The sequence below is a fragment of the Paenibacillus sp. A3 genome (assembly GCF_001399685.1).
In the GTDB taxonomy this organism is placed as follows: Bacteria; Bacillota; Bacilli; order Paenibacillales; family NBRC-103111; genus Paenibacillus_G.
Window position 1 is genome coordinate 70,212 of sequence record NZ_JTHN01000006.1, and the last position, 23,648, is coordinate 93,859.

Below are 23,648 nucleotides of genomic sequence, written 5' to 3' on the forward strand. Positions count from 1 at the left end.
TCCCGGCTGAACCAATCTGGCGGCATCGCATATAGTGAATGGAGAATTTTCAGCCCAGCTATAGTGAGGACGATTGCACGTGTCGCGTGAGATTATCATTGCCGCTGTCGGCGATCTTTTGATGAAGCCGCTGCTGATTCGGCTGATGCGCACCGGTAACAAACCGAAGGACTCCGCCGGCAATAAAGTCGGACGTTACCATTTCGAGCAGGCGTTTGAACCGGTTGCCCACTTTCTGCAGGATGCGCATCTGACGATCGGCAATCTCGAGACCACCTTCGCCGGGGGACCGGACGACGGCTACACGAAGGCGAAGCGCAATCCGAAGAACGGCTGTCCGTCGTTCAATTGTCCGGATGCTTTCGCCTCCGCGCTGAAGGCGGCCGGCTTCAATGTGCTTGCTACGGCAAATAACCATTGTATGGACTATGGCATCCGCGGGCTCAGACGGACGCTCGAAGTGCTCGACAAGAACGGGATCGCCCACGTCGGAACGTACCGGAACCGGCAAGAATCCCGATCGCTCTTCGTTCAAGAGGTCGAGGGGGTTCGTATCGGCATTCTATCCTATACGCGAGATACGAACGGGATACCGGTTCCGAAGAGCCAGCCGGCCGGCGTCAAGAAGATTGTCCGCACAAGTATGAAGAAGGATCTGAAACGGCTGCGGGCCGTCTCGGATTTCATCATTGTGTACGTGCATTGCGGCTACGAATATCACCAAAGTCCGGCCGCTCCCCAGAAAGAGCTGGTCCAGTTTTTGTTTCGTCAGGGGGCCGATGTGGTGCTTGGATCGCATCCGCATGTTCTTCAACCGGCCGTGTGCCGCACGGTGAAAGATATTGACGGCCGGACGCGGGACCGGTTCGCGATCTACTCGCTGGGCAACTTTATTTCCACCCGGCTGCACGGCAAAGATGCCGCCTTGACGGGGTTGATCGTCCGCATCAAGATTCGAAAAGCATCCCGCGATTCCGTCCGGCTCGCAGGGATCGAGTACGTCCCGACATGGGTATGTATTGCGAAGAACGGCAGGGAAAAAAAGTGCCGCATTGTACCGATTTGGCAGGCACTCGCAAAGCCCGAACCCTTTTTCGCCGGGCAGCTGGATCGGATGAAACGGGCTTACCGCAGAACGCTTCGCATGTATAATCCAAAGAAGTAAGCGGCCGCCGGGCTCCATTGCGCGGCAGTTCGTTATGTTAGGCCGTTCCTACCGTTTGACATCCCTCCAGCGGCACGTTACCATAAAACAATAAACAACATAAACATTCAACAATAAGCATGAATCAAAGAAGGGCGGGGCGGCGGTGTCATTAACGTTTGAGGAACGCAAAAAAACGATTATGGGGCAGCTGCTGCAGGACGAAAAAGTGCAGGTGCATGCGCTGGCCGAGCAGTTGAACGTGTCGCCGGAAACGATCCGGCGGGATTTGGACAGGCTGGAGAAGGAAGGCCTGCTCAAAAAAGTGTACGGCGGTGCGGTCAAAACGCGCATGGACAGCTGGGAGCCGCCGTTCATCCAGCGGGAGCAAATGAACAACGGCGCCAAGACGTCCATCGGCAAGCTGGCGGCTTCGCTGATCAAAGAAGGCGAAACGATCATGATCGACAACGGAACGACGACGATGGAGATCGTCCGTTACTTGCAGAACCGGCCCGACGTGACCGTTGTGACCCATTCCGTGCCGGTGCTGCTTCTGGCGATGGAGCTGTTCAAGGGTCGGATTATTTTTGCCGGCGGCGCGGTTAACGTGAATCAGCAATCCGTGGGGGGGACGCTGACCGAAGCGATGCTTCAGCAGTTCAAAGTGCACAAAGCGTTCATTTCCGTCGGCGGCATTTCGCTCGTCGAAGGGATTACGGATTATGACTTGAACGAAGCGAGCGTCTCGCGCAAAATGATCGAGCGGGCCGAAGAATCGGTCGTATTGGCCGATCATTCGAAATTCGGAAAAACGACATTCGCCAACATTGCGGCGCTGCAGGACATTTCGATGATCATTACCGACCGGGAATGTCCGGCCGACTGGATTCATCAGCTGAGAGAGAAGGGCATCGAGATTCTTATTGCGGAAGACTAAAAGTAAGATCGTGCGGAAAATAGAGCGAGCGTCCGGCTTGCTCTATTTTTGTTGCGGCAACTTGTTGAACCTGCGTTATGAATGCTTAATCTGCGTTATTTCAACATCGTCCGAAATCGTTTAGGCTTGAACTATAGCGGGAACAACTTATTATGATAGCGCTTTCGAACGAATCCCGCCGTCATGTACATTATAAGGGAGGTCGAAATATCATGAACCAAACCATGAATCGCGCGCTGAAAACCGGACTCGTTTCCGTCCTGTCGGCGGGTCTGCTTGCCGCCTGCGGCGGCGAACCGAAACCGGGCGAAAGCAAGCCGGGACAAAGCGCGGACAAGCCTTTCGCAGGGCAGAAGCTGTCGATCGTCACCGCCAACCACCCTTGGGGAGACGCGATTAAAGAGCTGCTTCCGCAATTCGAAGCGAGCACCGGGATGAAGGTGGACGTGCAGAGCTTTTTCGAAGACCAACTGGCGCAGAAGCTGACCGTGCAGCTGACGGCCGCGTCGGAAACGCCGGACGTATTCATGATGAGCCCGCTCCAGCAAGCGCGGATGTTCGTCAAGAACGATTGGATTGCCCCGCTTGACGATTACCTGAAGAAGGACGCCGCCTACGACTTCACCGACTTCTCCAAAGCGTCCGTCAGCTCCAATACGGTGAACGAAAAGCTGTACGGCATACCGATTATTACGGAGCAGCACATATTGTACTACCGCAAGGATCTGCTAGAAAAAGCGGGCATCCCCGTTCCGAAAACGATGGACGAGCTGCTTGCCGCCGCCCAAAAGCTTCACGATCCGAAGAATGAGTTGTACGGCTTCGCCGCCCGCGGGCAGCGTTCTCCGCTCGTCTCGCAAATCTCGTCGTTCATGTACTCCGAAGGCGGCGACTTTATGAACGGCGACAAGGCGACCGTCAATACGCCGGAAGCGATCAAAGGCATGACCACCTATGCCACGCTGCTGAAAGACTTCGGTCCTCCCGGAGTGCTCAACATGTCTTGGCCTCAAGCCATTGGCGTGTTCGCGCAGGGCAAGGCCGCTTTCTTCGCGGACGCGAATTCGCTCTTCAAGAACACGACCGATCCGGAAAAATCGAAGGTCGCCGACAAGGTCGGCTTCGCCAGCTTCCCGGCGGGCAAGGAGGGCTCGAAGCCGTTCAACATTACTTCCTGGAGCCTCGCGATGAATGCCAAATCCAAGAAAAAAGACGCTGCATGGGCCTTCATCCAATGGGCGACCAGCAAGGAGACCGTGACCGCCACCCAGAAAAAAGGAAATCCGGGTGCTCGTATGTCGGTATGGGATAATCCGGAAGGCATCACCGCTTTCCCGAAAGAGCTTGCCGAAGTGACCAAGGAAACGCAAAAAGGCGGCGTCGACCATTCCGTACCGTCCGTCGACAAGGTCAGCGAGGCGCGGGACATCATCGGGGCCATCGTTCAGAAGGCGATTACCGGCGAAGACATCAAAGCCGCCGCCGAGCAGGCGAACAAGGAGTTTCAAGCCCTGATCGACAAGGAGAGAGGAAAATAAGCGTGCGGAATGGAGGATGCGCCCATTTGGCGGGCGCATCCTTTTGCTTGACAAGTCGAAGCGGAAAGGATGATGCACATGCCGACGAACTGGTTCGACCGGAACCTGAAATGGATTTATACGATGCCCGCCGTTTTGTTCGTCCTGCTGATGATGGTTTTTCCAATCTTATACACGTTCCGAATCAGCTTCTACGAATGGAGCATGTCGTCGGCGACGCCGCCGAAATGGGTGGGGCTTGATAATTATACGACGCTGCTTTCCGACTCCCGGTTCTGGCAGGCGGTGCAAAATACGTTCGTGTTCTCAGCCGGTGCGCTGATTCTGGAAACGGTGCTCGGCGTCGCGATCGCCATGCTGCTGTACCGCGATTTTCGCGGCAAAAATTTCGTCAAAACGTTGTTTCTGCTGCCGATGGTGGCAACGCCCGTCGCCATGGGGCTCGTCTGGGTGCTGATTTACGAGCCTTCCATCGGCCTCGCCAACCATGTGCTTAAGGCGTTCGGCCTGGAGCCGCAGCTCTGGATCGCATCGCCGACGCAGGCGATTCCTTCGCTTATCGTGATCGACGTCTGGGAATGGACGCCGATGATCGCGCTCATCGTGATGGCCGGGCTGTCGACGCTTCCGTCCGAGCCTTATGAAGCCGCCGATGTGGACGGGGCGACGGCCTGGCAAAAATTCGTTCATCTCACGCTGCCGATGCTGCGTCCGACGATTATGGTCGCCTTTATGCTGCGTCTGATCGATGTGCTCAAAACGTTCGACATCATTTATTCCACGACGCAGGGCGGCCCGAACATGAAATCCGAGACGCTCAACATTTACGGCTATACGCTCGGCTTTCAGTACTTCAAGCTCGGACTGGCCTCGTCACTGCTGGTCGTATTTTTCGCGCTCGTGATGGGATTCACGCTGCTGATGATCTGGTTCCGCAAACGTCTGGAGGGAGCGACATGAAGAAAAAGAAACAAAAGATCACCAACGCCGTATTGTCGGGGCTGACGCTGCTCGTCGTGCTCGTGTTCTCGTTCCCGTTCATCTGGATGCTGCTGGCTTCCTTCAAGACGCAGTCGCAGATCATGTCGACGGGCCAATTTTTCGTATTCGAGCCTACCGGCAAAAATTATGCAAGCGTATTCGGTCAATACGATTTCCTGATCTTCATCTGGAACAGCTTTTTCGTCGCGGCGGGCTCGACGATCGGCTCGCTTCTTCTGGGCCTGCCTGCGGCTTATGCGATCGCCCGCTACCGTTTGCAGGGACTCGGTCTGGTCATTCTTGTCGCACGGATCATTCCCGGCATTACGTTCTTGATTCCGTGGTTTATCATTTTTTCGAAGCTGGGTCTCGTCGACAGCTTTACGTCGCTCATTTTAAGCCATATGCTGGTAGGTCTCCCCTTTATCATCTGGATCATGATATCATTCTTTGAGGGGCTTCCGACCGAAATCGAGGAGGCCGGGCTGATCGACGGCTGCACCCGTTCCCAAGTGTTCCGGCGCGTCGTGCTTCCGATCTCGGGGCCTGGCATTATTACCTCTTCGCTGCTATCCTTTATTTTCTCATGGAACAATTTTATGTTCTCGATTATTTTGGCCGGCGATCGTACGAAAACGCTTCCTGTCGCCGTCTACAATTTTATGTCGTACTCCGAAATCAATTGGGGGGCTCTCATGGCCGCAGCCTGCATCATTACGCTGCCCGTGCTGATTATTGCGCTGCTTGCGCAGCGTTATATCGTCAGCGGCTTGTCGGCGGGGGCGGTGAAAGGATAGTACCTGCGGGAAACGGCTGCAGCGGACGACCGGCGCTTTTATCGTGTATGGTTCGGAATCGGATGGCTGGCGCACACAACAATTCCGCAAGGAGCGGTGACATCATGACGGGAAAGCCAACGATCTTCACCAAGGTATTAGTGCTCATTGCATTGCTGCTTACGCCTGTGCTCTTTTTGTACATTTACACAAATCAAGTCAGCGTGAACGTCGTGCGGGAAGAAATTCAGTCTTCGAGTCTCAACCGGCTGTCCTTTTTCCTGCAGCAGTTTGATTCGACGGTCGAACAGCTTGCGATGTTTCCCGTTATTTTGAATTCGGATCCGTACTTGCGCGAGTTTGTCGACCGCAGATCGGACAAGCCATACGACAAGCTGAAGGAGCAGACCCGCCTGATGCAGAAAATCAGTCTGCAGAGCGTCTCCGCCGCCTGGACGAATGATTTGACGGTCTATTTGCCCAAAGACCAGCTCGTCATATCTTCCAATATATTTAAGTCCTATGACCCCGGGGACATCGACAAATTCGCACCGCTTAAAAGTTGGACTTACGACGGGACCGTACGGGGCGACGCCCGGACGCCGGGGGCCCGTTTCACCCGCCAGATCGTCGATCCGTTAGGGGCAACCGATCCATCCGCGATTCAAGCGATGATTCAGGTAAGCTTTCCGGTTGCCAACATTTCCGCCATGCTCGATCAGGTGAAAACGGGCGGCAAAGGCGATCCGTTTCTGTACCGGAGCGGTTTTTCCCCGATTGGCGGCGCCACGATGAACGACGGCTCCGTGCAGGCCATCGTTCGTATGCTGGACGGGCAATCGCTGCAGGAAAGCGGTCATTTCGTGGCGACGGTCGCCGGACGGCAGGTTGCCGTGTACTATGTCAAGTCCAGACAGCTGGACTGGTATCTGGTCGATTACGTGCCCGTCGACAGCATTTTGGCGCCGATCCGCAAGACGAATTTGCTGTTTTACTCAGCGCTCGGCCTGCTACTGGGTATGAGCTTTCTGGCCGCCTATTTGCTTTACCGCAACGTCCAGAAGCCGATCGGCAAGCTGTTGAACGGCGTGCGGCTGCTCAAGAAGGGAGACTTGTCCGCACGTATCCGTTACCGGCCGAATAACGAGTTCGACTTCCTGATCGACCGGTTCAACGAGATGGCCGAGCAGATTCAAGACTTGGTGCAGCGGGTATATGCCGAGAAAATCCGGCTTCACGAAGCGACGCTCAAGCAGCTTCAAGCGCAGATCAATCCGCATTTTTTGTATAACAGTCTTTTCTTTATCATCAATACCGCGATGCTGGAGGATACGAAGTCGGTCGTCGCGATGGCGCACAATCTCGCCGAATATTACCGCTACACCACGCGTATGGAAAACCGGACGGCGGCGCTTGGCGAAGAAATGAAGCTCGTGGACAATTACTTGACCATTCATAACCTGCGGCTCGGACGGCTTCACTGCGAGCTCGATATCCCGGAGCCGATGCTGGAGCTGCCCATCCCTCGCTTGCTGCTGCAGCCCATTGTGGAGAATGCCATCGTCCACGGCATCGAGAACAAGCCGGGGAAGGCCGTCATCCGGGTATCCGGAAGCGTGTGCGAAGGCTTGTGTCAAATCGTCGTGGATGACAACGGCCTCGGTATGACGGACGAGGCGATCGCCGCCATGGAGCAGCAGCTTGCGCTGCCGCAGGAGGCTGCTTCGGGCTTCGGGATGTGGAACGTGCACCAGCGCTTGCGCTACGTCTTCGGTGAAGGCGCAGGGCTCAAGCTCTCGCACAGTCCGCTCGGCGGTTTGCGCGTCACGTTGATATGGGGGAGGGATTCGGAGGATGGCGCAGCTATTGATCGTGGATGACGAGGCCCACGTGGTGGAACGTCTCGCCGAGCTCGTCCCATGGGAGCGAATCGGCATCGCCGCCGTGCATAAGGCCTATTCGGCATACGAAGCGCTCGAACTGCTGAATGCGCATGCGATCGACATCGTCATTTCAGATATCCGGATGCCGGGAATGTCGGGTCTTGAGCTTTCCCGCCACATCCGGGACAAATGGTCCAAAACGAAATGCATCCTGCTGTCGGGCTACGCCGAGTTCGAATATGCCAAGGAAGCGATTGCCAACGGTACCGCAAGCTATTTGCTCAAGCCGGTAACCGACGAAGAGCTGCTGGACACGGTTTCAGGCGTGCTGGAGACGGTTCGGGAGGAATGGAACGCGGTGATCTCGCAGGAGCGGATCGCCCGGACGCTGCGCGAAAACTTGCCGCAGCTGCGGAGCACGCTGCTTGGCGAGCTGCTTCTCGGCAAACGCTACTCCGAGGCCGACCTCCGCGACAAAATGGAGATGCTCGGCGTGCCCGACTTATTCGGGAAGCCGGTTTCGCTGCTGCTCGTCCGCCTCGAAAAGCCGTTTTACGGCTACGATCCGCGCGGCCTTGCGCTCGTGGAATACGCGGTGGGCAATATCGCCGGGGAGCTGTTTGCGCCGGGCTTTCAGCTTTGGGCCGGCAAAGACACGTACGATTATCTGGTATTCGCCGTATCGTCGGAAGCTGGCGAAGGGGAGGAGGAGCGGCAGCAGGCGCTCGAACGTGCGGCCGAGCAATTGCAGGAGGCCATTCACGCCTATTTGAAAGGCGAAGCGACGATTGTCATCAGCCGGGAAGGAACGTTCCCCGGAGATGTGTCCGCGCTGTACGACGGCACACTTTCGGCTTTGCGGAGAAGGGTCGGCTCCGAGCAGGACCTGATTCTGAGTGCGGCCGACGGGCTGCCCGAACGGACGGAGCTGCGGTCCCTCGCATCGCTGTACGAGCTTCCATCGCTCGCGCAGCTGCTTGAGGCCGGCCAATGGGATGTGGCGGATCAGCGGATCGAGCGTATTTTCGGCGAGCTGCAAACGATGAGCGGCTGCATTCAGGAGCTGCTGCTCGAAGCATATTTCGCCATCGCCTCGGCGGCGTCCTCCTATGCGCACAAGAACGGCCGGCCGCTCTCCGAGCTGATCGGGCCGGGCTACGACCAATTGCTGCAGGGCGTTCCGTACCGTTCCGTCCGGCATCTTCAGGACTGGTCGGTGGCGCTTATGAACAGCTTGCGCTGCGAAACCGAAAGCGAAACGAAGCGGTCGCGGGCGAAGCTGATCGCCGATGTCCGGCAATTCGTCGAGCGGCGGCTGGCGGAGGACGTTTCCTTGACGGCGATAGCCGAGCATGTGTATATGCATCCGGTCTATATTTCCAAGATTTACAAACGGGAAACCGGCGAAAACGTAAGCGATTACGTCCATCGGCTCCGCATGGAGAAGGCCGCCCGTCTGCTGCTCCATACCCCGGGCAAAATTTACGAAATTGCAGCGGACGTCGGCTATCAGCGGGCGCATTCGTTTATCAACGTATTTAAAAAGCATACGGGACTTACGCCCCAGGAATACCGGGACAAGTATGCTTCCCCACAATCGGATTACGAGGTGAAACGTCATGACACAACAACCTGAAGCGCTTTATCCGGCTACGCCGTATGCGTTCGTCGACCTCGACACGGTCGAGCGGAATATCCGGCGAATGTCCGACAAGCTGGCTCTATACAGGATCAAGCACCGGCCTCATATCAAAACGCACAAATCGTTGCGCTTCGCGGGCATGCAGCTCGCAGCCGGGGCGGTCGGCATAACCGTAGCCAAGCTTTCGGAAGCGGAAACGTTCGCGGACCTGGGCATCGACGATATTTTGATTGCCTTTCCGGTCATCGGAGAGCGCAACCTCGAACGGCTGGAACGGCTGCACCGCCGGATTGCCGTTGCCGTTACCGTCGACAGCTGGGAAGGGGCGGTAGGTATCTCGACCGTCGGGGTCCGCTCTGGCAAGCCGGTGCCCGTCTTGATCGAGCTGGACGGCGGACTGCATCGCGGCGGCCGGCAGCCGGGCAAGGATATTGTCGATTTCGCTTTGCGGCTCCGTGAGCTGCCGGGCATCGACATCGAAGGCGTGATGGCTTATTTCGGGCTGATCTACCGGAGCGGGGACCCGGGGGCGGTCGCCGCTGCGGTGCAGGCCGAATCGGAGACACTTGGCCGGGTCGTTGCGGATTTGCGCCAAGCGGGCTTCGCAGTCAACACGATCAGCTCAGGCTCCACGCCCACCGCCAAAATGTGCGAGCACGCCGTGGGCGTGACGGAGGTGCGGGCAGGCAACTATATTTTCAACGACGTATCGGCCGTACAGATGGGCTTGGCCGAGGAAGAGGATTGCGCGCTGCGGGTCTCGGCTACCGTCGTCAGCCTGCCGCTGCCGGGCATGGCGACGATCGACGCGGGAACCAAGGCGCTGACGAGCGACCGGGCGCACCATGGCGACGGCTTTGGCATCGTCGTCGGGAAGCCGGGCGTTGCGATTGCTGCGCTCAACGAAGAGCACGGCATGCTGCGGTTCGATCCAGGCAAGGTGTCCCTGTCCATCGGCGAGCGGATCGACATTATTCCGAACCATTCGTGCGTCATTCCGAATTTGAACGATGCGATTTACGGCGTACGCAGCGGCGCCGTGACGGAACAAATTAAGGTCGATGCGCGGGGCTGCAATTATTAACGCGAGGGATCGGGGGAAGCCGCAAGATGAGAGTGGAAATAGACGAGCAGCGCGTTGCCCGTTTGCTGCAGGATTTGGTGCGGATTCCAAGCGTTAATCCGGGCTTCGAAGGCGGCGTGCCGGAACGGGAGATGGCCGATTACGTCGAAGCTTTCTTCACGCGTCTCGGGCTGAAGGCCGAACGCAGGGAAGTGCGTCCGGACCGGCCGAATGTGATCGGCATCCTGCCCGGGGCTGCCGACGATGCGCCCGCTCTTCTGCTGGAGGCGCATATGGATACGGTGCAGACCGCGAACATGACCATCGATCCGTTCGGCGCGAAAATACGCGGGGGCAAGCTCTTCGGCCGCGGCGCCTGTGACACGAAGGCGTCGCTAGCGGCGATGCTGGCCGCAATGGAATGGTTCGCCGAGAACGGCGTCAAGCCGCCCGTGCCGGTCCATCTGGCGGCGACCGTCGACGAGGAGGTCAACTATCTCGGCGTGCTGGACGTGCTGGAGGCGGGCCATGCTTATGCCGCCGCCATTGTCGGGGAACCGACCGGGCTTCAGGCGGTTGTCGCGCATAAAGGCGTCGTCCGCTGCGAGATCGAGACGGTCGGCGTCTCCGCTCATTCCTCGAAGCCGGAGGAAGGCGTCAACGCGATCAGCGGCATGATGAAGGTCATCACACATATCGAGGGGGCGATGCAAGCCCGGCTGCTGCGTTCTGCCGCGCACCCGCTTGTCGGTCCGCCGACGCTTGCCGTGACGCAAATTCAAGGCGGCGTGGCGCCGAACACGATTCCCGAGCGATGCCTCATCCGCATCGACCGCCGAACGATCCCCGGCGAGGATAGCGAGCAAGTATGGCGCGATATCCGGGCGGAGATGGAGCAGCTGGCGGCAGAGGAGAGCGGGCTGAACGTCATCGTTCATCCTCCTTTTGTGCTGGATTACGCGATGGATACGAGTCCCGATAGCGAGATTGTGAGGCTTGTGGCTTCGGCTGCTGCGGGGAAAATCGGCGAAGTGCGCACGCTCGGCGTGCCTTACGGCACGGATGCAAGCAAGCTGGCCCGGGCAGGCATCCCTGCGGTCGTGTTCGGACCGGGCTCCATCGAGCAAGCGCACACGAAGGACGAATGGGTGGAGCTGGAGCAGGTGGTGTTGGCGGCGGAAATCATTGCGGAGACGATGCTGGAATTTGGGAAATAACGCTTGGAAAAATAAATTGCCTGAGCTTGGTCATCGCCATGCTCAGGCTTTTTTTGCTGCGTTGTTCAGCACTTCATGCTTCCCCTAAGCCCCCTGTCCGGTTTCTCCTCTCCCATGAAAGGGGCCCCAAAGGGCCTCCACGAAGTTTACGTGCTCATCTATTGCATCCACTATAAAATAAGGCTCAAAACGGCAAAGCGGACCGAAGGCCGAGCATCAGAGGAAGCCGCCGATCATCGGACAATAGACCGTTACCGGATAAACTTACGATCCGCTGCGAACAAAATGACACCCCGACGAGCTTCAGGAACAGTCTTGCGGAAAAACGCGCAAACAGACACGAAGCAGCGAACAGAAAGCCGTTTTGCGGGAAGCGCATTTTACTTATAATTCATGTAAACGCTCTCTTTCTCTTTTCGTTTGAGAGAGCCGTTATCCAGACGACGAGGGGGCTATCGGAATCCGCATGTTGTTCGATCTTCATACCGTGCCGTTCAGCCGTTTCGGTTCGTATTTTGCCTTTTCGAATCTTCCGGAGCGTCCCGACAGAGAAGCAGGTTTGTACTTGAGGCTTGTGCGGGGCGGGGATAACGATATCGGAGCCGTGTTCCGAATCGAGCTGCTCGCAGACGGCCAAGCCGTTCCTTTTACTTGCTCCGCTTCTCCAACGTTATTGCGGCTTGAGGCGGAGGAAGGGACAGCCGAGTGGTGCATACCGGAGCCGGATTTAATACGCGTTCGCACGCAGGGTGTCGGCGTGCGGTTAACCTGTGCGCCCGGCGTATACGATTATGCGTTTCCGCTTGGTGAGCGGGGCTGGGAATTCAACAGCTTCGTGCGGGAGCGCCGCTTTCTGCTTTCCCCTGTAGCCGGGTCAATTCGCGAGGACGTTTGCTGGGATGGGGTGAAGGCGCAGCGGCTTGCGTTCGACGGAGTGCCGGGCGGCGACGGAAAGCTGGAGCTTACGCTGGAGGAATACCGCACCGTTCCGCGCCCGCCGCGCCCCGGATCGTTCGATCAAGGGCTTGCGCAGGTGGAAGGCGAGTACGCCGCTTGGCGCAGCCGGATGCCTGCCGTTGTCGCGGTCTGGTCCGAAGCGGAGGAACTGGCCGCTTATATTACTTGGTCCTGCGTCGTGCAGGCCGACGGGTATTTGCCCCGGCCGGCGATGTACATGTCCAAAAACTGGATGACGAACATCTGGAGCTGGGACCACTGCTTCAATGCGATGGCACTTGCCGCGACCGATCCCGATTTGGCTTGGGACCAGTTTGCGATCTTCTTTGACCGGCAGGACGATAGCGGGATGCTGCCGGATTTCATGAACGACAAATATGCGCTGTGGAACTGCTGCAAGCCGCCGATCCACGGCTGGACGCTGAGGTGGCTGATGAACCGTTCCGAGGCTGTCACGACAGAGAGGCTTGCGGAAATTTACGAGCCGCTGGCCCGCTGGACGCAGTGGTGGTTCGATTACCGCGATGACGACCGCGACGGCGTGCCGCAGTACAATCACGGCAACGACTCCGGGTGGGACAACAGTACGGTCTTTTTGGCCGCGATTCCCGTGGAAAGTCCCGATTTGTGCGCCTTTCTTATTTTGCAGATGGAAGCGCTTGCCACGGTGGCGGCCAAACTGGGATGCGCCGGGGAAGCGGAGCGGTGGGAGCGCCGGTCGCAGGAGCTGTTGACGCGGATGATCGAGCATTTTTGGCGCGGCGACCGCTTCCAAGCCGTACAGTCCGGCACGCATGCCGGAGCCGTCGAGGGCGACAGCTTGATGGCGTATTTGCCTGTCGTATTGGGCAAGCGGCTGCCGGAGCCGATTCTGCACAAGCTGGTCGAAGGGCTGCGAGAGGAAGGGCGCTTTCTGACGGCGCACGGCTTCGCCACCGAAAGCGTCCGAAGCCCGCTGTACGCGCCGGACGGCTACTGGCGGGGGCCGATCTGGGCCCCGGTCATGCTGCTGCTCGTGGAAGGGCTAAAGGAGGCGGGCGAGGAGCACTTCGCTGCCGACGTTGCGAGGCGTTTTTGCCGGATGGCGGCTTCCGCAGGCATGGCCGAAAACTTCGACGCGCTCGAAGGGCGCGGACTGCGGGACCGGGCGTTCACGTGGACGTCCAGCGTCTTTCTGCTGCTGGCCCGGGAATACGGGGCGTAAGCCGATTAATCTAGGCTTGTCCGAGGATAAGGGGGAACAAGGAAGATGCAAATGACAGAACAATTGCTTGCATTGGATGGAAAAGTCGCTGCGATCACCGGAGGCGCTTCGGGGATCGGACTCGCTACAGTGTGGAAGCTGGCCCGGCACGGAGCGTCCGTAATCATCCTCGACGTGAACGAAAAGGCCGGGAGCCAAGCTGCAGAAGAGCTTCGGAGTGAAGGGCTTGCGGCCCGCTTCGTCGGCTGCAACGTAACCTCCGCGGCCGATTGCGAAGCGGCGGTGGCGGCGATACGCCGGGAATACGGCCGGTTGGATATTTTATTCAATAACGCCGGGGTTATCCGGAGGCGTACCGTCGTTGAAATGGCGGAGGAAGAGTGGGACGCCGTAGTCGATATTTCGCTCAAGGGCGCTTTTTTGCTCTCAAAATACGCGGTTCCGCTCATGGCAGAAAGCGGCGGAGGCAGCATCATCAACACCGGGTCCGGCTGGGGATTGAAGGGAGGCGACCGGGCGGCCGCCTACTGCGCCGCCAAGGCAGGGATCGTCAACCTGACGAAGGCGATGGCGATCGACCACGGCGGACAGCAGATCCGGGTCAACTGCGTCTGTCCCGGAGATACGGATACGCCACTGCTGCGGGACGAAGCGAAGCAGCTCCAGCGGGAGGAGCAGTCATTCGTGCAGGCGTCGGCGCTCGAACGGCCCTTGAAGCGCATCGGCACGCCGGACGACATTGCCAACGCCGTACTGTTTCTTGCGAGCGATATGTCGTCGTGGGTGACCGGCTCGGTGCTTGTCGTCGACGGCGGAGGACTGGCATAACGAAAAGGAGGAATTGCGACGCATGGCCACGCTTAAAAAAACAACGTCTCATCCGTATATCCCGAACACCGTGCCCGAGGTCCAGCAGGCGATGCTTGACGAAATCGGCATATCCGATATCGACGAGCTGTACCGGATGGTGCCGAAGGAGCTTCGGCTGACGGGCCCTCTGAAGGTGGAGCCCGCGCTGTCCGAGTATGAGCTGCAGCGTCATGTCGACCAGCTGCTGGAGCGCAACCGGAGCGCGAAGGAAACGGTCAGCTTCCTCGGAGCAGGCTGCTGGCAGCACTTTGTGCCCGCCGTTTGTGACGAAATCAACCAGCGCTCGGAGTTCGTCACCGCGTATGCGGGCGAGCCTTACGAGGACCATGGCCGCTTCCAGGTGCTGTTCGAGTACCAGAGCCTGTTGGCGGAGCTGGTCGACATGGACGTCGTGAACGTGCCGACGTTCGACTGGGCGCAGGCCGCTTCCACCGCGCTGCGGATGGCGGGCCGCATCACCGGCCGCCGTACGGCGCTGCTTCCGGCGGCAATGCATCCTGAGCGGCTGATGGTCATCCGCAATTACTTGTCGCCGCAGATGGACTGCGTGCTCGTCGATTACGAGCCGGACACCGGACTCCTCGACTTGGCCGATCTGAAGACGAAGCTGTCGGCCGACACGGCCGCCGTGTATATCGAGAATCCGTCCTACATCGGACACATCGAGAAGCAGGGCCGCGAAATCGCCGAGCTCGCGCATGCGGCGGGCGCGCTCTTCGTCGTCGGTGTCGATCCGATCTCGCTCGGCCTGCTTGAGCCGCCGTCCCGGTACGGCGCGGACATCGTCTGCGGCGACCTGCAGCCGCTCGGCATCCGCATGCAGTACGGCGGCGGTCAAGCGGGCTTTATCGCCACGCGCGACGAGGAGCAATTCGTCATGGAGTATCCGTCCCGCTTGTTTGGCATTGCTCCGACCGCGGTCGAAGGCGAGTACGGCTTCGGGGACGTCGCTTATGAGCGGACTTCTTTTGCCAAGCGGGAGAAGGGAAAGGAATCGGTCGGGACCCAAACGGCGCTGTGGGGAATCACAGCAGGCGTCTACCTCGCCTTAATGGGACCTCATGGCATGCGCGAGGTAGGTGAAACGATTATCCGGCAGGCCCGCTATGCGGCGAGCAGGCTGGCGGAGCTGGACGGAGTGCGGCTCCGGTTTCGGGGGTCGTCGTTCAAAGAATTCGTCGTCGATTTCAATGGGACGGGGCGTACGGTGAGCGACATCAACAAGCGGCTGCTGGAGCGCGGCATCTTCGGAGGGAAGGATTTGTCCGGCGAATTTCCGGCCTGGGGCCAATGCGCGCTCTACTGCGTCACCGAAATCCACACGAAAGAAGATATCGACGCGCTTGCGGCCGCTCTGAAGGCGGTCCTGTAAGCCCAAGGGCAGAAGGGAGCCATGCGAATACCTATGAAACGGATACCTAGAAACCGGAACGTGCGTCAATTTCATCAGGCCAAATGGGATGAACCCGTCATTTTTGAGCTGCATCAGCCGGGCGAACGGGGTGTCATCCCGCCGTCCGTCAGCGAGGAAGTGGCAGCGGCCGTTGGGGACGCCGAAGCCTGCGTGCCGCAAGGCATGCTGCGCAGCCAAGCTCCGGCTTTGCCGGAGATCGGGCAGGCCCGGGTGCTGCGCCATTATCTGCGCCTGTCACAGGAGACGCTGGGCTCGGATTTCAACGTCGAGATCGGGCAGGGCACCTGCACGATGAAATACATTCCGCGGGTCAACGAAATGCTGATCCGCAATCCGAAAATGACCGAACTGCACCCGCTGCAGGACGAGTCGACCGTGCAGGGGATGCTGGAGGTGTACCACCGCCTGGACCTCGCGATGCGCGAGATTTCGGGCATGGACCGGTTCACGTTCCAACCGGGGAGCGGGACGCAGGCGTTGTTCGCTATGGCGTCGATTGTGCGGGCCTACCACGAAGCGAACGGTGAAGGCGACAAGCGGGACGAAATCATAACCACCATATTTTCCCACCCGTCACAAGCGGCAACTGCTGCCGTGAAGGGGTATAAAATCATTACGCTTTACCCTGACAAAGACGGATTCCCTGATTTGGAAGCGCTGCGGGGGGCAATCTCCGAGCGGACGGCGGGCTTCGTCGTAGCCAACCCGGAGGACACGGGCATCTTCAACCCGCGGATTCGCGAGTTTACCGACCTCGTGAACGCCGCAGGCGGGATATGCTATTACGATCAAGCGAACGCGAACGGGTTGCTCGGCATTACCCGGGCGAAGGAAGCGGGCTTCGACATGTGCTTTTTCAACCTGCACAAAACGTTCGCCGCCCCTCATATGTGCGGGGGCCCGGCGACGGGAGCGCTCGGCGTGACGGAGCGGCTGGCGCCGTTCCTGCCCGGCCCGCTCGTCGAAACGGACGGAACCCGCTACACGCTGAATCATTCGCCTGCCCAAAGCATCGGCAAAGTCCGCATGTTCCAAGGCGTGGCCCAGACGGTGCTCCGCTCGTACGCATGGATTCGCGCGCTCGGGCCGGAAGGGCTGCTGGACGCGGCGAAGGTGGCGGTGCTGAACAACAACTATTTGTACAGCCGCATCCTGAAAATTCCGGGTGCCAGCGCTCCGTATGTGGAGGGCGGACGGCTGGAGCAGGTGCGCTACAGCTGGGAGCAGTTGACCAAGGAAACCGGCATTACGACGGAAGATGTGCAGCGCCGCATGTGCGACTTCGGGCTCCATTACTGGACCAGCCACCATCCGTACATTGTGCCGCAGCCGTTCACGCTGGAGCCGACCGAGTCGTATTCCAAGGAAGACTTGGATGAATACGTGAACGCCCTGGAGCAGATCGCCAAAGAAGCCTACGAGCAGCCGGACATCGTCCGCAGCGCCCCGCACAACAGCACCGTGCACCGGATCGACGAATCGAGCTTCGACGACCCGGCGAAATGGTGCATCACCTGGCGGGCTTATCTCAAAAAGACCGCCCCGCTTGAGGCCGGTGTCGAGTCTTGATCCAATAAAGCCGGGGTGATCCCGACAATGTCAGCAGCAGCCGGAATCCGCCTTGGAGTCCGGCTTTTTGCTTCATGAGCCGTGCCCGCGAAGGGGAAAGTTTCCGGGAGGTGCAGGTCCTGCGCTTGATGCTGGCGGTCTTCGGGGCGTGATATAATAAATATGGAAAGCGCTTACGAGGTCGTAAAAACAACTGCTTTGCGGGGGATGGCCATGATGTCTAGAAACGGTTTCAAGCTGCTTCGGGGTTTCCGAAGCACGCTACAGACCAAACTGGTGCTGCTTATTGCGCTTGCCGCGGCGATTCCGCTGCTGACGCTCGGGTACGTGCTGTATCACAAATCGTCAGGGACGATCAATGAGCAATTCGGCCGCTACGGAGAAAACTCCGCCTCGCAGCTGCAATTTCAGATCGATTCCACCTTGGGGCAGATGAAGTACACGGTCAGCGACATTTTGTCGTACTTGCTCGACCCGAAGTTTACGGTGCTGCACGAAGAGGTGCCGACGACGTACAAGGGCTTTCAGGAGGAGCAACAGCTTGAACAGTATTTGAAAGCCCACAAAACATTGGATATGAAAGGCATTTTCCTGATTACGAAATCGGGCTATTATTACGGCGAACGGATCATCCGCTACGATCTGCTTCAGGCGGAGCCGTGGTATCGGGACGGTGCCGATGGCTACCGTTTCGACCTGTACGAGCCGAACCATTACAACGATACGGCCCGCATTCCCGGGGAGAAGGTCATCGGCCTGCTGTTCCGCATCCGCAATCAGGTGGGGGTGCTGGAGAACAGCAGCATTTTGATCGAGACGAACGCCGATAAGCTGCTGCGGCTGTTTCGCGAATTCGAGCAGGATACCGGCTCGCAGCTGACAATCACCGGCGGCGGCAATACGGTTTACCAGACGCAGGGCTCGTTTGCGAAGCGGGACGACGATGTCGTCTGGACGAAACATTCGGACGAGACCGACTGGACAATTGAGGTGCGGACGCCGTACGAGCAATTTTATAAGCCGTCGCTGCTGATCCGCACCTTTACGTTCTCCGCGGTCAGCCTGTCGATTGCGCTGGCGTTCGTGCTGGCCTATATGTGCTCGGCTCCGCTGCTCAAGCGGGTCAAAAAAATGAAAGAATCGATCCGTCGCGTCAGCCTTGGGAAGCTCGATACGCGGATCGACGTGGAGTCCGAAGACGAGCTGGGGCTGCTCGGCCACAGCTTCAACCGGATGGTCGGGCAGCTACAGACGCTATTTCACGAAGTGAAACAGGTCGAATGCCAGAAAAAAGAAGCCGAGCTCCGCGCGCTGCATCATCAGATCAACCCGCATTTGCTTATCAACACGCTCGCTTCCATCCAATGGAAGGCCAGATTGGCAGGCGCCGCCGACATCAACAAAATGATTTATCATTTAACCAACGTGCTGGACGGCAACCTGAATGTCGACCGGGAGGTCGTCACGCTGGAACGGGAGCTTGAGGTGATCGATCATTATTTGAATTTGCAGGAGCTGCGGTACGGCAGCGTGTTCGCCTACCGGATCGAAGCCGCCGGAGTCGATCTGTCCGCCGTGGACATTCCGCGGATGACGCTGCAGCCGCTGGTGGAGAACGTGTTTTTTCACGCGTTCGAAGACGGAGAGGGGACGATCTTGCTGCGCATCGAAGCGGACGGCGCGGACGCGCTCGTCTCCGTGATCGACGACGGAAAAGGCATGAGCGAGCGCACGCGTCAGCAGCTGCTTCAACCGCACCCGGACGGCGTTCAAAAACGCCGGAGCATCGGCCTGCGCAATGTGGAGGAGCGCATCAAGCTGCATTTTGGCGAAGCTTACGGGCTCACCGTTCAATCCGCGCCGGGAGCGGGGACCCGCATCGTTATCCGATTGCCGATCAAAGCCAAGGAGGGGATCGCATGAATGCCAAACCGATTAAAGTGCTGATTGCCGACGACGAGGTCATTATCCGCCGGGGACTGATTTCAACGGTGCCGTGGGACAAGTACGGGATGACCGTCGTAGCGGACGTGCCCAACGGCAGCCGGGGCTGGGAAGCGTTTCTGGAGCACCGCCCGGATGTGGTTATCACCGACATCGTGATGCCCGAGATGGACGGAATCGAGCTCGCCCGAAAAGTGAAAGCATGCGAGCCCCGGACCAAAATATTGCTGCTCAGCTGCCACCGCGACTTCGACTATGCGCAGCAGGGGATTAAGCTGGGCGCTTCCGGTTATTTGCTGAAGACGTCGTTCAACGACGAGGAGCTGGAGGAGTTTCTGGCCGCCTTCCGTCAAGAGCTCGGCACAGACGCCGCCGAGGCTCCGGGGCACGCCGCCGCCGATCACGCCGTTCCCGCGATCTCCGGACTTCTGCTCGAATGGCTGTACGGCGTCGGCGACCGGTTTCCGGCCGAGCTGGACCGGCTGCTTCGAGGGGCGTGGAGCTGGATGAATGCGCCGACCGCGCTGTATCTGATTTCCGCGCCCGGGAAATGCGGCGGTGGGACGCTGGAGCATGAGCTGCGCGGCTGCGCGTCGGGCGAGCCCTGCGAGGTGCTGCCCTTCGGGGAAGGGCACCTGCTGCTGTTTGTGCCCGAAGCCGGGCAGCGCGAATGGGACAGCCGCCTGAGCGAGCGCAAGGCCGATCGGCCGGAGCTGCACTGGTCCCGGCTGGCGCCACTGGCCGGACGCGAGGCATGGATCGGCGCCGTGCGCAAAGCCCGCGGGCAGATGGAGCTGGAGAAGCGGTACCGCATCAGCGTCGGGCAGTGGCCCGCTCCGATTGCGGAAGCGGTGCAACTGATCGTCCGGCATACGGATACCCAACTATCCGTATCCGAGGTGGCGCACGAGGTGGGGCTGAGCCGCAGCCATTTCAGCACGCTGTTCAAGAAGACGGTCGGCGAAAGCTTCGTCTCGTTCACGTACCGGGCGAAGCTGAAAATCGCCTGCGAGCTGCTGGGCGCCCAAGGGATTACCGTTCAAGAGATCGCGGATAAAATCGGCATGCCCGACGCCAAATATTTCAGCAAATGGTTCAAGCGATGCACCGGCAAAACGCCGAGCCAATACCGGAGCGAGCGGCGCGAGGAAAGGAGCGCCATCTAAAAACACGGCGATCATCGAACGAAAAGACACCTTTGCCTGGCAGAGGCCGTTCGTGCAGCCGATGATACACGATTTTCCGAACATCCCTCCGTTTTGTATGCGCTTTACTCCCGTTACAATAATCATGTAAGCGGTTAACTAAAAGACGTTCAGGGGGAATTCGAGATGAAACGAAGGATGCTTCTTGTTACGACAGCGATATTGTCCGCTTCTTTATTGTCCGCCGGGTGCGGCAAGCCGGCAAGCGAGCCGCAAAACGGCGCAACTGAGGCGCCATCGTCCGCACCGGGCAAGCAGGTGACGCTGCGTTTTGCCACGTGGGATACGGGCGATCTGCTCAAAATCCAGGAGACGATCGCGCGCCAATTCGAAGCGAAGCACCCCGGCGTCAAGGTGCAGGTGGAGGCGTACGGGGACGGCTTCGACCAGAAGCTGGCCGCTTCGATCGGAGCGAACAATGCGCCTGACGTGATGTATATGTGGGATTTTCCGACCTACTCCCAGAACCTCGAACCGCTGGATGCGATGATGTCCGCCGATGCCGACGTCAAGCCGGACGATTTTTATCCCGGACTGTTCAACTACGTGAAGATTGGCGGCAAGACGTACGGCATGCCGGCCGGGTTTACGACCCGCGTCATGTACTATAACAAGAAGCTGTTCGACGAAGCGAACGTGCCGTATCCGAAAGCGGGCTGGACGTGGGACGATTTCAAGGAAACGGCGAAAAAGCTGACGAACCCTGCCAAGAAGCAGTACGGCTTCGGTGTTCGAGCCGAAAACGATCCGTACGACCTGCAGGGCTTTATCTGGAGCAACGGCGGCAGCTTCATCAGCCCGGACGGCAAGTCGATCGAAGGGTTCATGAACGGCAATGAAACGGCCGAAGTGCTGCAAATGTTTGGCAGCCTCGTCAAGGATAAAACGGCCGTCATTGTCGGCGGCAAAAACCAGCAGTCCGGAGACGACGTGTTCAAGGCGGGCAAAATCGCCATGTGGGAAAGCGGCGTATGGCCGCTGGACGGCTTCAAAGAAGCCAAAATCGACGTGGGCACGGTCATTATGCCGGCCTTCCCGGGCAAGAAGCTCAAGGGCGTCATCGCCGAATCGGCGGTCTCAATCTCCAAATCGTCCAAGAACAAAGAAATGGCTTGGGAATTCGTCAAATACTACGCGTCCGACGAGGCGATCAAGCTGCGGACCTCCGACCTGCCGGTGCGCAAAAGCGTCGTGGCCGAGAAAAAGCTCGACCAAGACCCGCTCTACCAATCGTTCTACAAAATGCTGGAGGCTTGCGACGACACGCCGGCGTTCCTGCTGAATCCGAAATGGAACGAAGTGAACCGCAACCTCACGTCGGCGATCAATACGATTATGCTCGGCCAGAATGCGAAGGATTCGCTTGATAAGGCCGTCAAAGACTCGGAGAAATTTTTCAAATAAAGCCGGCAGGCGAAAAACGGAAGAAGGATGGACCTATGGATACGACCGCCGTTCGACAGGCAGCCAGGCCGGGCATCCGACTGAAACGAAGAGGCTGGCTCACGCCTTACCTCTTCGTCCTTCCTTGGATGATTGGTTTCGTTTCCTTCACGCTGGGGCCGCTGCTGTTCTCGCTGGTAATCAGCTTATACGACTGGCCGATTGCGGGAGAGCGTACGTTTGTCGGGTTGCAAAATTATACCCGGATGTTCACGGACGACCCGCTTTTCTGGCAATCGCTCGGCGTCACGCTGAAATTCGCCGCGATTTTTGTGCCGCTGAATTTATCGGTAGCGCTGCTGCTTGCGGTGCTGCTGAATCAAAAGGTTCGGGGAAGCGGGATATTCCGCACGATCTTTTATTTGCCGTCCGTCATCTCCGGGGTCGCGCTCGCGATGATCTGGGCGTGGGTATACAGCGGCGAGTACGGCATCCTGAATTACTTTTTGTCGCTCATTGGCATTGCCGGACCGGATTGGCTGCGGGAGCCGGGCTGGGCACTGGCGGCGATGGTAGGCGCGAGCCTATGGGCGCAGGGCTCGATGATGCTGATCTTTTTGGCCGGGCTCAAGAATATCCCGGGCGATCTGTACGAAGCGGCCTCTATCGACGGCGCCGGCGTGTTCACCCGATTTTTCCGGATCACGCTGCCCATGCTCAGCCCGACGCTGCTGTTCAACCTCGTCACATCGATCATCGGCGCGTTCCAGCAGCTGACGCTGGCGTTGACGCTGACCGGCGGGGGGCCGTCGAACTCGACGTATTTTTACGCGATGTACGTTTATGAAAACGCCTTTAAGTATTTTCATATGGGCTACGCCGCAGCGAATGCGTGGATCATGTTCCTGATCATCTTGACGCTGACGATGCTCGTCTTCCGCTCGACCGGTATGTGGGTGTACTACGAGGGCGAAGTGAAGGCAAAACGTGCGGGCAAGCGGCGGAGGAAGGCAGCTTAAAGACTGGGGAAAGGAGAGGGACCGAAGATGAAAAAAACGCTCACGTACGCGCTGCTCGTTTTGTTCTCGCTGCTGTTTCTGATGCCGTTCTTCTGGCTCGTGACGACGGCGGTGAAAGCGCCGGACGAAATCTACATGTACCCGCCCAAATGGATTCCGTCGGAGATTCAGTGGGGCAACTTCGTCAAAGCGTGGACGATTCAGCCGTTTAATACCTTTTTGCAAAATTCCTTGACCGTGACGATTCTGTGCAATATCGGGCAGTTGATTTCTTCCTCGCTGGTGGCGTACGGCTTTGCGCGCTACCGGTTTCCGGGACGCGACGCGCTGTTTCTGATCGTGCTGGCGACGATGATGATCCCGTGGGACGTGACGATGATTCCGCTGTACATGGAATTCAACTTTCTCGGTTGGATCAATACGCTCAAGCCTTTGATTGTTCCGGCCTGGTTTGGATCGGCCTTCTATATTTTTCTGCTGCGGCAGTTTATTATGACCATTCCGACGGAGCTGGAGGAGGCGGCGAAGATCGACGGAGCGAGCGATTTCGGTATTTTCATCCGGGTGATCGTCCCGCTGATGCTGCCCGCCTTGATTCTCGTGAGCGTGTTCAACATGCTCGATACGTGGAACGATTACCTCGGTCCGCTGATTTTCCTGAACGACTCCAGCAAATATACGCTGACGCTCGGGCTCGCCCAGTTCAAAGGGGTGCACGGCGTCGATATGACGTCCGTTATGGCGGTGACATCGATCATCTGCCTGCCGCCGCTGCTTGTATTTTTCGGCGCGCAGCGGTACATCGTGGAAGGCATTGCGCAGACGGGGATTAAATAGCGGGATGGCTGCGGGTAATGCGGCAGGAAAGGAAATAACCCCGTTTTTTGCCGTACAACATC

Annotated in this window: 18 protein-coding genes; all 18 read left to right on the forward strand. The window is 58.5% G+C overall.

Going from position 1 to position 23,648, the window contains the following annotated elements; translation table 11 throughout:
* The first annotated feature begins 79 nt into the window (after positions 1-79).
* The 18 genes from QJ48_RS00675 (at position 80) to QJ48_RS00765 (ending at position 23,586) form a co-directional block, all read left to right on the forward strand.
* Positions 80-1,165, forward strand: a complete 1,086-nt coding sequence (locus tag QJ48_RS00675) for a CapA family protein (RefSeq protein ID WP_054971744.1) — start codon at positions 80-82, stop codon at positions 1,163-1,165.
* 145 nt (positions 1,166-1,310) lie between these two features.
* Positions 1,311-2,084: a DeoR/GlpR family DNA-binding transcription regulator gene (locus QJ48_RS00680; RefSeq protein WP_054971745.1), complete on the forward strand. Its 774-nt coding sequence runs from the start codon at positions 1,311-1,313 to the stop codon at positions 2,082-2,084.
* Between the two features lie 212 nt (positions 2,085-2,296).
* Complete coding sequence (locus QJ48_RS00685; protein ID WP_054971746.1) at positions 2,297-3,622, forward strand: sugar ABC transporter substrate-binding protein; 1,326 nt, start codon at positions 2,297-2,299, stop codon at positions 3,620-3,622.
* Positions 3,623-3,700: 78 nt separating this feature from the next.
* A complete protein-coding gene (locus QJ48_RS00690) occupies positions 3,701-4,582 on the forward strand; it encodes a carbohydrate ABC transporter permease (protein WP_054971747.1) in 882 nt (293 codons plus the stop codon).
* Positions 4,579-5,400, forward strand: a complete 822-nt coding sequence (locus tag QJ48_RS00695) for a carbohydrate ABC transporter permease (RefSeq protein WP_054971748.1) — start codon at positions 4,579-4,581, stop codon at positions 5,398-5,400. The genes QJ48_RS00690 and QJ48_RS00695 overlap by 4 nt, the downstream gene beginning before the upstream one ends.
* A gap of 104 nt (positions 5,401-5,504) precedes the next feature.
* Positions 5,505-7,259: a histidine kinase gene (locus QJ48_RS00700; RefSeq protein WP_054971749.1), complete on the forward strand. Its 1,755-nt coding sequence runs from the start codon at positions 5,505-5,507 to the stop codon at positions 7,257-7,259.
* On the forward strand, positions 7,234-8,898 hold the full coding sequence (locus QJ48_RS00705) for a response regulator (protein ID WP_054971750.1): 1,665 nt from the start codon (positions 7,234-7,236) through the stop codon (positions 8,896-8,898). The genes QJ48_RS00700 and QJ48_RS00705 overlap by 26 nt, the downstream gene beginning before the upstream one ends.
* A complete protein-coding gene (locus tag QJ48_RS00710; RefSeq protein ID WP_054971751.1) occupies positions 8,882-9,988 on the forward strand; it encodes an alanine racemase in 1,107 nt (368 codons plus the stop codon). Before QJ48_RS00705 ends, QJ48_RS00710 begins: the two co-directional genes overlap by 17 nt.
* 26 nt (positions 9,989-10,014) lie before the next feature.
* Positions 10,015-11,184: a M20 family metallopeptidase gene (locus QJ48_RS00715; RefSeq protein ID WP_054971752.1), complete on the forward strand. Its 1,170-nt coding sequence runs from the start codon at positions 10,015-10,017 to the stop codon at positions 11,182-11,184.
* Between the two features lie 466 nt (positions 11,185-11,650).
* Positions 11,651-13,345 carry an amylo-alpha-1,6-glucosidase gene (locus QJ48_RS00725; RefSeq protein ID WP_054971754.1) on the forward strand — a complete coding sequence of 565 codons (1,695 nt, stop codon included), beginning with the start codon at positions 11,651-11,653 and terminating at the stop codon, positions 13,343-13,345.
* Between the two features lie 45 nt (positions 13,346-13,390).
* Positions 13,391-14,173, forward strand: a complete 783-nt coding sequence (locus QJ48_RS00730; RefSeq protein ID WP_054971755.1) for an SDR family NAD(P)-dependent oxidoreductase — start codon at positions 13,391-13,393, stop codon at positions 14,171-14,173.
* Between the two features lie 22 nt (positions 14,174-14,195).
* A complete protein-coding gene (gene gcvPA / locus QJ48_RS00735; RefSeq protein WP_054971756.1) occupies positions 14,196-15,587 on the forward strand; it encodes an aminomethyl-transferring glycine dehydrogenase subunit GcvPA in 1,392 nt (463 codons plus the stop codon).
* Positions 15,588-15,620: 33 nt separating this feature from the next.
* Complete coding sequence (gene gcvPB / locus QJ48_RS00740) at positions 15,621-17,198, forward strand: aminomethyl-transferring glycine dehydrogenase subunit GcvPB (RefSeq protein ID WP_054971757.1); 1,578 nt, start codon at positions 15,621-15,623, stop codon at positions 17,196-17,198.
* Positions 17,199-17,411: 213 nt separating this feature from the next.
* Positions 17,412-19,121, forward strand: a complete 1,710-nt coding sequence (locus tag QJ48_RS00745; RefSeq protein ID WP_063857987.1) for a sensor histidine kinase — start codon at positions 17,412-17,414, stop codon at positions 19,119-19,121.
* Complete coding sequence (locus QJ48_RS00750; protein WP_054971759.1) at positions 19,118-20,308, forward strand: response regulator; 1,191 nt, start codon at positions 19,118-19,120, stop codon at positions 20,306-20,308. Before QJ48_RS00745 ends, QJ48_RS00750 begins: the two co-directional genes overlap by 4 nt.
* Positions 20,309-20,473: 165 nt before the next feature.
* Positions 20,474-21,751: a sugar ABC transporter substrate-binding protein gene (locus tag QJ48_RS00755; protein WP_054971760.1), complete on the forward strand. Its 1,278-nt coding sequence runs from the start codon at positions 20,474-20,476 to the stop codon at positions 21,749-21,751.
* A gap of 35 nt (positions 21,752-21,786) precedes the next feature.
* Positions 21,787-22,749: a carbohydrate ABC transporter permease gene (locus QJ48_RS00760; protein WP_054971761.1), complete on the forward strand. Its 963-nt coding sequence runs from the start codon at positions 21,787-21,789 to the stop codon at positions 22,747-22,749.
* Positions 22,750-22,776: 27 nt separating this feature from the next.
* Complete coding sequence (locus QJ48_RS00765; protein WP_054971762.1) at positions 22,777-23,586, forward strand: carbohydrate ABC transporter permease; 810 nt, start codon at positions 22,777-22,779, stop codon at positions 23,584-23,586.
* Positions 23,587-23,648 lie beyond the last annotated feature (62 nt).

What these genes read in the sequence shown, in the direction of transcription:
- QJ48_RS00685 (WP_054971746.1), top strand. Translation starts at nt 2,297, where the DNA reads ATGAACCAAACCATGAATCGCGCGCTGAAAACCGGACTCGTTTCCGTC.
- QJ48_RS00690 (WP_054971747.1), top strand. Translation starts at nt 3,701, where the DNA reads ATGCCGACGAACTGGTTCGACCGGAACCTGAAATGGATTTATACGATG.
- QJ48_RS00695 (WP_054971748.1), top strand. Translation starts at nt 4,579, where the DNA reads ATGAAGAAAAAGAAACAAAAGATCACCAACGCCGTATTGTCGGGGCTG.
- QJ48_RS00700 (WP_054971749.1), top strand. Translation starts at nt 5,505, where the DNA reads ATGACGGGAAAGCCAACGATCTTCACCAAGGTATTAGTGCTCATTGCA.
- QJ48_RS00705 (WP_054971750.1), top strand. Translation starts at nt 7,234, where the DNA reads ATGGCGCAGCTATTGATCGTGGATGACGAGGCCCACGTGGTGGAACGT.
- QJ48_RS00710 (WP_054971751.1), top strand. Translation starts at nt 8,882, where the DNA reads ATGACACAACAACCTGAAGCGCTTTATCCGGCTACGCCGTATGCGTTC.
- QJ48_RS00715 (WP_054971752.1), top strand. Translation starts at nt 10,015, where the DNA reads ATGAGAGTGGAAATAGACGAGCAGCGCGTTGCCCGTTTGCTGCAGGAT.
- QJ48_RS00725 (WP_054971754.1), top strand. Translation starts at nt 11,651, where the DNA reads ATGTTGTTCGATCTTCATACCGTGCCGTTCAGCCGTTTCGGTTCGTAT.
- QJ48_RS00730 (WP_054971755.1), top strand. Translation starts at nt 13,391, where the DNA reads ATGCAAATGACAGAACAATTGCTTGCATTGGATGGAAAAGTCGCTGCG.
- gcvPA (WP_054971756.1), top strand. Translation starts at nt 14,196, where the DNA reads ATGGCCACGCTTAAAAAAACAACGTCTCATCCGTATATCCCGAACACC.
- gcvPB (WP_054971757.1), top strand. Translation starts at nt 15,621, where the DNA reads ATGAAACGGATACCTAGAAACCGGAACGTGCGTCAATTTCATCAGGCC.
- QJ48_RS00745 (WP_063857987.1), top strand. Translation starts at nt 17,412, where the DNA reads ATGATGTCTAGAAACGGTTTCAAGCTGCTTCGGGGTTTCCGAAGCACG.
- QJ48_RS00750 (WP_054971759.1), top strand. Translation starts at nt 19,118, where the DNA reads ATGAATGCCAAACCGATTAAAGTGCTGATTGCCGACGACGAGGTCATT.
- QJ48_RS00755 (WP_054971760.1), top strand. Translation starts at nt 20,474, where the DNA reads ATGAAACGAAGGATGCTTCTTGTTACGACAGCGATATTGTCCGCTTCT.
- QJ48_RS00760 (WP_054971761.1), top strand. Translation starts at nt 21,787, where the DNA reads ATGGATACGACCGCCGTTCGACAGGCAGCCAGGCCGGGCATCCGACTG.
- QJ48_RS00765 (WP_054971762.1), top strand. Translation starts at nt 22,777, where the DNA reads ATGAAAAAAACGCTCACGTACGCGCTGCTCGTTTTGTTCTCGCTGCTG.